The following is a 13,101-nucleotide window of genomic DNA, read 5'->3' as shown; positions in this document are numbered from 1 at the left end:
TACATGGATAACAGTATGAATTTAAAAAGCAATCAGTATTTAAACTCTGCCCTTACCGGTTTAGAAAAAATGTTAGCCTCAATACGTTTTATTGTCATCGGTTTTGTTTCTGTTGTCGCGACAGATTTAGCCGTAGCGGAGGAGTTCCAACCGGTAGATTGTGTCATTAATCCTTATAAAGTTGTAGATGTGAGCAGCGCAGTTTCCGGTGTGCTTGATGCTGTAAAAGTTGAACGTAGTGACTGGGTCAAGAAAGGGCAGGTCATTGCTACCTTAGAGAGTGGCATTGAACGGGCTTCATTAGCCTTAGCGAAAGTCCGTGCAGACATAGATTCAGAAATTAACTTAAGCAAAGTAAATCTGGCCTTTGATGAAAAATATCAAGCTCGTATTGGGAAACTGTATGAACGTAACGTTGTGTCTTACAAAATTAAAGATGAAGCGGATCGAGAAGTCGAGTTATCTAATTGGGAAGTGCAGCAAGCAAAAGATATGAAAAAAGTACGAAAACTTGAATTGCAACGGGCTAAGGAACAAGTAAAGCAAAAAACTATTCGCGCGCCATTTGATGGTTTTGTGATTCAGAAGTTCAAGGCAGAAGGTGAATATGTAGAAGATCTCCCTATTGTTCGTATTGCACAGTTTGACCCTTTACTGATTGAAGCCATCGTGCCAATGGAGCTATTTGGAAAAATAGAGATTGGTATGGTCGGTTTAGTTTACCCAGAGTTATATTCAGATGATCCCAAACAAGCGCAGGTTGTTGCCGTTGATCGAATGGGCGATGCCGCAAGTCGAACATTTGGGGTGAGATTAGAATTACCCAATCCTGAGTTTAAAATCCCCGCTGGTTTAAAATGTGAGATGAAATTTAACGCTGTTGCTGTGGCAAGCACCAACTAATGTCACATGGTTCAAGGTTCACCCTAATTGGTCGTATCGCTATTTTTACAGGAAGTAGACTATGAATTGGCTGAAACCAATTTGCTTGAGTTTTTTTAAAACAACTCGCTTGAAGCATGCTTTGACAAAGCATGAAAAAGTGACGCCGCCTTTTAGTCTTGAAACACTTGAGCCTAAAATTTTACTTTCTGCTGAATTAGTTGGTGGAATGATCGATGGCTCCTCATTTACTACGGAGCAGAGTGACGAACACTTCACCTCTCAAGTTGAATTAGATCAATGGACCAGTCAATTTGTTAATCAAGTGACGAGTAACACTTCAAGCGAAGAACCAAGCGTTGATAGCCCTTCTTCGAATCTCGCTTTGGATGGCTTAGCAACTTTTTTTGCCGATCAACAAGCACAACATAATAGCGATGATTTAGGGCAATTACTTGCCGATGCAGCGGTGACAGCATCGCAAATAAATGAACAGCCATTAGAATTGATTATTGTTGATCCGCGCACCCCCGATTATCTTCAGTTGATGGAAGGGATATCAACGGATAGTGGCAGTGATTATTTAGTTTATATGCTAGATGCTGAAGAAGATGGCGTACAACAAATAACAGATTTGTTAACCACTCATTCAGATCTTGATGCCGTACATCTCATTAGCCACGGTAACGAAGGCGGTATTCAATTAGGTAGTAGTTGGTTAAGTACGGATAACCTCGACCAATACTCTGAGCAAATTGGCACTTGGCAAGGTGTTTTTGATGATGATGCAGATATTCTTATTTATGGTTGTGATTTAGCGGGTAATTTAAGTGGTGAGCAGTTAATTAACTCTTTAGCTGAGTTGACCGGTGCAGATGTCGCCGCAAGTGACGATACGACAGGGGCAACCGAATTAGGCGGGAATTGGGAGCTTGAGTATCAGACCGGTGAAATTAATACTCAAATAGCCTTTACCCAGGACGCACAGGGAACATGGCAACATGTTTTAGCAACCAGCGGTGAGCTTTGGTTAACGACCAATGGCACTGCGTCAAGTGATACAATAGGTGGCGTTAACCATGATATTCTATCATTCTCTAATCCATCATTAGTACTTGAATCAGGCGATGGAACCTCGGGGGAAACCGACGGTACTTTTTATACGGAGAATAACACTTTACCTGCCGACCTGATGGCAATGCATTATGTGAGTACTGCTGTCACCGTTGATACCTTTGTTGGTGGTTCATCGGGAACCTACGAGCTGCAAGTAGGGCAAATAGTGGTATCATTAATAAGCACTGATAGTGGCAATCCTGATAAGTCTGTTCCGACAGTAGGCGGCGGTGCTATTAATGTTAATAATACCGATATTCTGGTTTTTACTCCTTCAACTTATACCTTTGAGTTTCTGCTTGAAGATGCGATTTTAGAATCAGATGATGTAACAGCTGCTAATATTCATGCCGTATCTATTGTTGAAAAGGATACAGTTATTGGTGATGGCACATTGTTAACTGCTGGAACTTATCTTTTGGCGCGTTCTGATGATGCGGTACATGCTGATATCTCGACCTACAGCAATACTAATGGCCTTCAAAATTTACTGTTTGGCGATCAGTACTTGAGTGACTCTGACAAACAAATTCAGGGCCTTGAATTGGTTGAGTCAGATATGGTCGTAGGTGGTCAAACTGTTTCTGCTGGCACTATATTGATAACGGTTAATGATCCGGTCACTGTTGGCTCTTCTGGTGGTACAACCGTTGCAGCTCAACAGATTGATATTGTGGCTTTAACAGTTAACGAATCTGAACAGGATGGAACTCCTAATACCGACGTTGATGCACAAATTTTATTTGATGGTTCGGATATCAATCTTTACATTAGCAGTGACGGTGAAATAAATGGTTTATCGTTATTCTCCACTTCACCTAATAATGTACCTGAAGCAACTAACCTCTTCCAAACGCTAAATTATATTGAAGGCACTGCCGTTGTTGCGCTGGATGATATCGTCATTACCGATCAGGATACGGGGGATATTGTGACCGCTACATTAACGCTGACAAATGCAGCGGCGGGTAGTTTGACTACGGGTACTTTTGGCGTTGCCATAAGTAGTTATAATAGTAATACGGGTGTATGGACTGTTTCAGGTTCTGTGAGTGATGTGAATGCCGCGCTTGCTGCGGTCAGTTTTTCTCCTGTCTCCCAAACAACCACAGACCAGGTAACCATTACTACCCATATCGAAGACGCAGAAGCTTCTGCACCAACAGATGGCACAATCACCCTTAATGCTGTAGCCCAGGGTAATGCCTTATGGTTGACTACTGATGACGATGTTTCAGATTCTGGTGTACCTAGTCTAAACGACTGGACTGCGGGTGAGGTATTAGAGGTTTCAGATCCTAATTTAAGTTTTGACACTGATAGCTCACCTTCTGCTACTACCGATGGTACAGTTTCCTCGGTGATTGACTTTGATGCTTTTAATCCTGCAAGTGTTGGCGGGAATAATGATGTGCAAGTAAATGCTTTGCACTATGTATCCGTTGATATCACCATTGGTACAGACGTTGACAATCACTATGACCTTAAGCAAGGTGATATTCTATTTTCGGTTGATAATGTGGAAAAGCTTAAAAGTACTAATACCTTGACCGTTGATAAAAATGATTTGGTTGTGTTTCGACCTGATGTCCTTAATGATTATAGTAAAGGCGAGTTCAGTATTCTAATCAATGGTTTGGCATCTAAAAAGTTATATGCAGTAACTTTAGTTGAGCAAGAAACCGTGGTTGCTGGTGTGACTTTAAATGCAGGTGATTTTTTATTTTCTCAAGAAGAAGATTCCATACATCTAGTGGGGCTTAATACAGTTGATGATGACAAAATTTATCGTGCTGTCATTACTGGAACGGGGAATCCTCTTGCAGGAACAGTAGGAAAAATAGGGACATTTATAGATGGAGATGACGTTGGAATAGAAGAAAAAATTTATGGACTAGAACTGATTGAAAAAACAACCGTGATCGCTGGTACTACTTTGAATGCGGGTAATATCCTTATAACGATTGGTGATGATGATGATGAGGAAGTTGGTGATAACGAATTAACCGTTACTGATAATGATATTTTTATTTTGGATGCAACGTCACCGACAAATGCTTCCGCCACATTATTATTCGATGGCAGTGATCTGTCTTTTTCTGGTGATATTAATGGCTTGACCTTAATTACTAATTCCTCTGCTACTGCGACCAATATGACAACCACTGTTTCTTACAATGAAGATGCAATCAGTGTCGACCTAGATGATATTGTGGTTACCGATAGCAATTTAAATGACGTTATCACGGCAAAATTAACCCTGATTGATATTAATGCGGGCAGCCTATCGACAGGAACCTTTGGTTCTGTGACCAGTTTGTACGATGATACTTCAGGTCTTTGGACTGTTTCTGGTTCGGTTAAAGATGTGAATGCCGCTTTAGCTGCTGTGAAGTTTACGCCCGTAGCCAACTATGAACTTAATACTAGCATCGTTACCCACATTGAAGATTCGGCCTCGACTGGTCCTGTTGATGGTATTATCAGCCTTAATGTAAACCCACAAAATGATCTACCAACAGCCACCAATTTAACCCAAGTACATGCCTACAATGAAGGCGATAGTAGTGTCGTACTGGATGCTATCGTGGTCACTGATATTGATGCCAATGAAACTGTCACTGCGAGTTTAACTTTGGCCAATGTGGCTGCGGGCGCTTTAACGACGGGGACCTTTGGTACTTCGAGCAGCAGTTATAACGGCATTACCGGTGTTTGGACAATAACTGGGAGTGTGACGAATGTTAATGCCGCCTTAGCAGTAGTAAAATTTACGCCAGCAACAAACAACGATCTCGATACCACTATCAGCACACATATTGAAGATGCGGCTAGCACAGGGCCAAGCGATGGCATTATTAATCTTAATGTCACAGCTGATAATGATGCCCCTTCGGCCACCAATCTGACCCAAGTAAAAAATTATAACGAAGGCGATGCAAGTGTTGCTCTAGATGACATTGTCATTACCGAGCTTGATAGTAATGAAACGGTTACCGCGAGTTTAACCTTAGCGAATGTAACGGCTGGTGTTTTAACAACTGGCACTTTTGGTGCTGCAACCAGTAGTTATAACAGTAGTACAGGTGTGTGGTCTGTGACGGGCACTGTTAGTAATGTCAACGCAGCACTAGCGGCGGTGGCATTTACGCCAGCAACAAACAACGATCTCGATACCACTATAAGTACACATATTGAAGATGCGGCTAGCACAGGGCCAAGCGATGGCATTATTAATCTTAATGTCACAGCTGATAATGATGCCCCTTCGGCCACCAATCTGACCCAAGTAAAAAATTATAACGAAGGCGATGCAAGTGTTGCTCTAGATGACATTGTCATTACCGAGCTTGATAGTAATGAAACGGTTACCGCGAGTTTAACCTTAGCGAATGTAACGGCTGGTGTTTTAACAACTGGCACTTTTGGTGCTGCAACCAGTAGTTATAACAGTAGTACAGGTGTGTGGTCTGTGACGGGCACTGTTAGTAATGTCAACGCAGCACTAGCGGCGGTGGCATTTACGCCAGCAACAAACAACGATCTCGATACCACTATTACCACACATATTCAGGATGCTGCTAATACGGGGCCAATTGATGGCTCTATCAGCCTGAATGTGACAGCTGAAAACGATGCGCCAACGGCAACTAATCTAACTCAAGTTAAAAATTATACGGAAGGTGCTGCGAGTGTCGCGCTGGATGCTATCGTGATCACTGAGTTTGATAGCAATGAAATAGTCACGGCAAGTTTAACTTTGGCTGATGTAGCTACAGGCACTTTAACCACGGGCACTTTTGGCGATTCGACCAGTAATTATAACAGCACTACTGGTGTCTGGACTGTTACTGGCAGTGTCGCTAATGTGAACGCTGCCTTAGCAGCGGTGGCGTTTACGCCGAATACCAATAATGACATTAATACAACAATCACTACTCATATTCAGGATGCGGCTAATACGGGGCCAATTGATGGCTCTATCAGCTTGAATGTAACAGCCGAAAATGATGCGCCAACGGCAACTAATCTGACTCAAGTCAAAAATTATACAGAAGGTGCTGCGAGTATCGCGCTGGATGATATCGTGATCACCGAGTTTGATAGCAATGAAATAGTCACGGCAAGTTTAACTTTGGCTGATGTAGCTACAGGCACTATAACCACGGGCACATTTGGCGATTCGACCAGCAGTTATAGCAGTAGTACAGGTGTTTGGACTATTACCGGCAGTGTAGCGAATGTCAATGCCGCCTTAGCAGCGGTCGCGTTTACGCCGAACACCAACAATGACATTAATACAACAATCACCACTCATATTCAGGATGCGGCTAATACGGGGCCAATTGATGGCTCTATCAGCTTGAATGTAACAGCCGAAAATGATGCGCCAACGGCAACTAATCTGACTCAAGTCAAAAATTATACAGAAGGTGCTGCGAGTGTCGCGCTGGATGCTATCGTGATCACCGAGTTTGATAGCAATGAAATAGTCACGGCAACCTTAACCTTGGCAAATGAGAGTACAGGTGTGTTAACCGCGGGTACCTTTGGCGCTTCGAGCAGCAGTTATAACGGCATTACCGGTGTTTGGACAATAACTGGGAGTGTGACAAATGTTAATGCCGCCTTAGCAGTAGTAAAATTTACGCCAGCAACAAATAACGATCTCGATACCACTATCAGCACACATATTGAAGATGCGGCTAGCACAGGGCCAAGCGATGGCATTATTAATCTTAATGTCACAGCTGATAATGATGCCCCTTCGGCCACCAATCTGACCCAAGTAAAAAATTATAACGAAGGCGATGCAAGTGTTGCTCTAGATGACATTGTCATTACCGAGCTTGATAGTAATGAAACGGTTACCGCGAGTTTAACCTTAGCGAATGTAACGGCTGGTGTTTTAACAACTGGCACCTTTGGCGATTCGACCAGTAATTATAACAGCACTACTGGTGTCTGGACTGTTACTGGCAGTGTAGCTAATGTGAACGCTGCCTTAGCAGCGGTGGCGTTTACGCCGAATACCAACAATGACATTAATACAACAATCACCACTCATATTCAGGATGTGGCTAATACGGGGCCAATTGATGGTTTGATCATCTTAACTGTGGCGCCTGAGAATGATGACCCAACCTTAGAGAGTAGCATTCCTGATCAATCGGCTAGTGAAGATACTTTGTTTAATTTCATCTTGCCTGAACACAGTTTTAAGGACATTGATAACGCCGATACTATTACCTATAGCGCTCAATTACTAGGTGGGGGCACATTACCAAGTTGGCTGAACTTTAATGCGATCACTGGTACTTTTAGTGGTATACCCCTCAATCAAGATGTAGGAACTATTTCCATTGAAGTGATTGCAGATGATGGCAATGGTGGTATACCTGCATCAGATAGTTTTGAACTTGTTATAGCAAATAGTAATGATGATCCCACTCTTGAGCATGACATTAATGATCAAACTGCGACTGAAGATTCGCTATTCACTTTCACTTTTGCAGCAAATACTTTTAGTGATATTGATAGTGGCGATAATATTAGTTACTCCACGCAACTAGTTGGTGGCGCTTTAATTCCGGCTTGGTTAAATTTCGATTCAAATACACGAACTTTTAGTGGAACGCCTACAAATGATGATATAGGAACGCTTTCGATTGAAGTGATTGCCAATGATAACAATGGTGGAATCGCAGCAACAGATAGTTTTAATCTCATTATTTCTAACAGTAATGACTTACCAAATGGTACTGCCACGATCACCGGTTCAGTGATAGAAAACCAAATTTTAACTGCAAATACCTCTACTCTAGCTGACGATGATGGATTGGGCTCGTTTAATTATCAATGGTTGCGAGATGGTGTTGCTATCAGTGGTGCGACAACAAGCTCTTATATGCTTGACGATGCCGATGTTGGTTCGGTTATTTCATATCAAGTGAATTATACCGATGCTCAAGGGACATTAGAAACCATTACTAGTGAACAAACGATTGCTGTTACGAATATTAATGACCTACCAACAGGCACTATTTCGATAACAGGTACTACGACCGTCGGTAATATACTTACTGTTAATAATGATTTGCTTGACCAAGATGGCTTAGGTGTCATTAACTATCAATGGCAACGGAATGGTATTGATATAGTCGGTGCAACAGAAAATACCTACACCATTACCGTTAGTGACGATAACCAAACTCTTAAAGTAGTGGCAAGTTATACCGATTTGCATGGTACCTCTGAAGTTGTTGCTAGTGAGACGACAGCCACTGTGACAGGTAGTAATTATATACCTACGGGTAGTGTGTTTATAAATGGTACACCGAAGCAAGGAGAAACCCTTAACGCAGATACCTCTGCATTAAACGATCCCGATGGATTGGGTACTTTTAGTTATCAATGGCAACGCAATGGCATTAATATTTCAGGTGCAAATAGTGCGAGCTATACGCTCGGAAATAATGACGTCGATAAAGCCATCACTGTGGTGATTAGCTACTTAGATAATGGGTTGCCAGTTGGCACTACAGAAAGTGTCGTAAGTGTTGCGACCACTGCCGTCGTTAATATTAATGACGCTGCTAATGCAACAGAAATGAACCAAGTACAAAATTATACAGAAGGCGACATTAATGTGGCTTTAAACGATATCGTTGTGAGTGACGTCGACTCTGGCGATATTATTACTGCCAGTCTGACATTGGCAGATCCTTCTGCTGGTGAACTGACCTCCGGAACCTTTGCAACAGTAACGAGCTCTTATCATTCGGTAACTGGAGTTTGGACGGTAACAGGTACTGTAGATGATGTTAATGTCGCATTAGCTGCGACAGCTTTTGTACCCTCGAGTGATTATGATATTGATACTTATATCACCACTCATATTGAAGATGCATCAGGTGCCGGCCCTGTTGATGGGGTCATTTCCTTGCAAGTCACTGCTGTTAATGATGACCCAACACTTGCGCACTTTATTGCTGACCAGGTTAGTACTGAAAAAAGTGCTTTTAATTTTACCTTTGCCGCGAATACATTTAATGATTTGGATAGCGGAGCATCATTAATTTATTCAGCACAGTTAGTTGGTGGTGGTGCATTACCTGATTGGTTAGATTTCGATAGTGCGACCCGCACCTTCAGCGGTACGCCACTTAATGATGATGTAGGTAGTATCAATATCACAGTGAGTGCCGATGACGGCCAAGGTGGAGTGGTTGCTAGCGATAGTTTTATTTTGACGACAAGTAATGTCAATGACACTCCTGTAGGTAATGTGATGATCATCGGTGCAACTTTGGAAGGTGATGTATTGTCCGCCGATACTAGCACTATTAGCGATCAAGATGGGTTGGGTGTCTTTAGCTATCAATGGTTAAGAGATGGTTTAAATATCAGTGCTGAAACGAATGAAACGTATACGTTATCAGGTGCCGATGTTGGAAGTAAAATAAGTGTTGTGGTCAGTTTTAAGGATGCACAGGGGACAACTGAAATATTAACAAGTGCAGAAACGTCTGAAATAATTAATATGAATGATGTGCCTAGCGCAACTAATCAAACCCAAGTTAAAAATTATATTGAGGGAGATAGCATTGTTTCTTTTGACAATATTGTTGTAACCGATGTTGATAATGCAGAAACTATCACCGCAACACTGGTTTTATCAGACACTACATCAGGCTCATTGAGCACGGGGGTATTTGGAAGTGCTTCTAGCTCCTATAGCAGTGCATCTGGCATATGGACGATAAATGGTTCAGTGACGGATGTTAATGCCGCATTGGCAAATGTTGAATTCCTTCCAACAGTAAATAACGACCGTGATGTCAATATCACAACACAGATTGAAGACGCTTTAGGAGCTGGGCCTAGTGATGGAGTAATCCACTTACTTGTTAACGCGGTCAATGACGATCCAACGTTGGATAACCTTTTACTAGACCAAGTCGCGATTGAAGACACTACGTTTAATTTTACCTTCAATGAAAACAGTTTTAATGATGTTGATAATGGGGCAAGCTTAACCTATAGCGCACAGCTAGTTGGAAACATACCGTTACCAACTTGGTTAAGTTTTGATGCGAGTACTCGCACATTTACTGGCATACCGCTGAATAGTGATGTGGGAACGATCAACATTGAAGTTATCGCCGATGATGGCCAAGGTGGTCTCCCTGCAACAGACAGTTTTCAACTGGTGATCACGAACACTAATGATGATCCGACTTTAAACAATACGATTACAGACCAATCAGCGACGGAAGATAGCGTATTCAACTTCACCTTGGCTGCTAATACCTTTGGCGATGTCGATAGTGGTGATAGCTTTACCTATAGCGCACAGTTGACCAATGGCTCAGCATTACCTTCGTGGTTAAGCTTTGATACAAATACTCGGACATTTGCTGGCACACCGCTAAATAGTGATGTGGGAACGATCAACATTGAAGTCACCGCCGATGATGGTCAAGGTGGTATTCCTGCAACAGACAGTTTTGAGCTGGTGATCACGAACACTAATGATGATCCGACTTTAGACAGTGCGACTGCAGACCAATCAGCGACGGAAGATAGCGTATTCAACTTCACCTTGGCTGCTAATACCTTTGGCGATGTCGATAGTGGTGATAGCTTGACCTATAGCGCACAGCTAGTTGGAAACATACCGTTACCAACTTGGTTAAGTTTTGATACAAATACTCGCACATTTACTGGCACACCGCTGAATAGTGATGTGGGAACGATCAACATTGAAGTCACCGCCAATGATGGTCAAGGTGGTATTCCTGCAACAGACAGTTTTGAGCTGGTGATCACGAACACTAATGATGATCCCACTTTAAACAACGCCATCGCAGATCAATCAGCGATGGAAGATGCCGTTTTCAACTTCACTTTTGCTGCAGATACTTTTGAAGATGTGGATAGCGGCGAGAGTTTAACTTACAGCGCGCAGTTAACTAATGGTTCAACATTACCCGCTTGGTTAAGTTTTGATGCCGCTACGCGAACGTTTAGTGGTACACCTTTGAATGCGGATGTGGGTAGCTTAACCATTGAAGTTACAGCCGATGATGGTAATGGTGACTTGAATGCCGTCGATAGCTTTGAACTTGTGATTGCTAACAGTAATTACGATCCCATTTTAAACAATGCCATCGCAGATCAATCAGCGATGGAAGATGCCGTTTTCAACTTCACTTTTGCTGCAGATACTTTTGAAGATGTGGATAGCGGCGATAGTTTAACTTACAGCGTGCAGTTAACTAATGGTTCAGCATTACCGGTTTGGTTAAGTTTTGATAACGCTACTCGAACCTTTACTGGTACACCTTTGAATGCGGATGTGGGTAGCTTAACCGTTGAAGTTATAGTTGATGATGGCAATGGTGGCTTGAATGCCGTCGATAGCTTTGAACTTGTGATTGCTAACAGTAATGACGATCCCACTTTAAACAACGCCATCGCAGATCAATCAGCGATGGAAGATGCCGTTTTCAACTTCACTTTTGCTGCAGATACTTTTGAAGATGTGGATAGCGGCGATAGTTTAACTTACAGCGCGCAGTTAACTAATGGTTCAGCATTACCCGCTTGGTTAAGTTTTGATGCCGCTACGCGAACCTTTACTGGTACACCTTTGAATGCGGATGTGGGTAGCTTAACCATCGAAGTTGCAGCCGATGATGGTAATGGTGACTTGAATGCCGTCGATAGCTTTGAACTTGTGATTGCTAACAGCAATAACGATCCCACTTTAAACAACGCCATCGCAGATCAATCAGCGATGGAAGATGCCGTTTTCAACTTCACTTTTGCTGCAGATACTTTTGAAGATGTGGATAGCGGCGATAGTTTAACTTTCAGCGCGCAGTTAACTAATGGTTCAGCATTACCGGTTTGGTTAAGTTTTGATAACGCTACGCGAACCTTTACTGGTACACCTTTGAATGCGGATGTGGGTAGCTTAACCATCGAAGTTACAGCCGATGATGGTAATGGTAGTTTAAAGGCTACTGATAGTTTTAATTTGTTGGTCACTAATGTTAATGACCCTGCACTAGGTAAAGTTGTAGTAACTGGTACTCTAAGTGATGGTGAAATATTGGTCGTAGATACTTCATTAATTTCCGATGACGATGGCCTTGGGGAGTTTACTTTTCAGTGGCTAAAAAATGGTAATGAAATAACTGCCGCGACGACTTCAAGTTATGTGCTTCAACCAACTGATATAGGGACTAACATATCCGTCATAGTGAGCTATATTGATAGTCAAGGAACGCTCGAGAGTATTAGTAGCCAGCCGCAAAAAGTATCTAGTGTAGATATTGAAATGACAGAAACGACTGAAGTTACAGAAATTATTGAAGAAAGAGTGAGTGTAGTTGATACCCCTATTTTTATTCCACTTGACAGTGTTGAGCTAGAACAAGAAGTTTTAGATCTTGAAACAATGTTAGAAGAGGAAGTTGAAGAAGCTCTACAAGAAGAGATAGAAGAAAGCGCTGAAGAAAGTTTAGGAGGTGGAGAGCCTGAACAAATTAATAACTTTGAACAAGATGCATTTCAGGATCAACTGCAAATCATCAACACTGCTGTTACTTCTTTTAATAGTGATGGTGAACAGCAGGTTAGCAACAATAATGTTAATGCCACCACTGTATTGAAAACATTGCAAAACAATACGATTGAGGAACAACAATCTCAACTTCAAAATGATATCGATAACTTTTTAATGAAAGATGATCCCCTGTTGTTAATACAGACGAACAACTTTATTAGCGGATTGAATGAGATGCGCCAAGAGCTCGATCAAGATATTATTTTTAATAAAACAACCGTTGGCAGTACTTTAGCTGTTTCAGCAGGTGTTTCGGCGGGGTATGTCGCTTGGTTAGCCCGGAGTGGCGTGTTGCTAGGGAGTGTTATGGGAACCTTACCCGTATGGCGCTTTGTAGACCCGCTTCCGGTACTAAATCAAGCCAGAGGCGTGTTAGGCGAAGAAGGGGAGTCTTTAGAATCGATTGTTTCCGATGGCAGCGATGCGAGTGAAGAAAATAAATAGTAATGCTATTACTTCACAATAAG

At 42.2% G+C, this 13,101-nt stretch carries 2 protein-coding genes; both read left to right on the top strand.

The features are described from left to right. Nucleotides 1-15 precede the first annotated feature (15 nt). A complete protein-coding gene (locus GQR44_RS07205; RefSeq protein ID WP_166370723.1) occupies nucleotides 16-903 on the top strand; it encodes an efflux RND transporter periplasmic adaptor subunit in 888 nt (295 codons plus the stop codon). 61 nt (nucleotides 904-964) lie between these two features. Beyond that, the gene (locus GQR44_RS07200; RefSeq protein WP_166370721.1) at nucleotides 965-13,078 is read left to right on the top strand and encodes a putative Ig domain-containing protein; all 12,114 of its coding nucleotides are present in this window, start codon (nucleotides 965-967) and stop codon (nucleotides 13,076-13,078) included. The last annotated feature ends 23 nt before the right edge of the window (nucleotides 13,079-13,101 follow it).

The sequence above is a fragment of the Psychromonas sp. SA13A genome (assembly GCF_011378715.1).
Lineage (GTDB): Bacteria > Pseudomonadota > Gammaproteobacteria > Enterobacterales > Psychromonadaceae > Psychromonas.
Note: the sequence above shows the minus strand (reverse complement) of the source record. Positions and strands in the feature narration are given on the sequence as shown.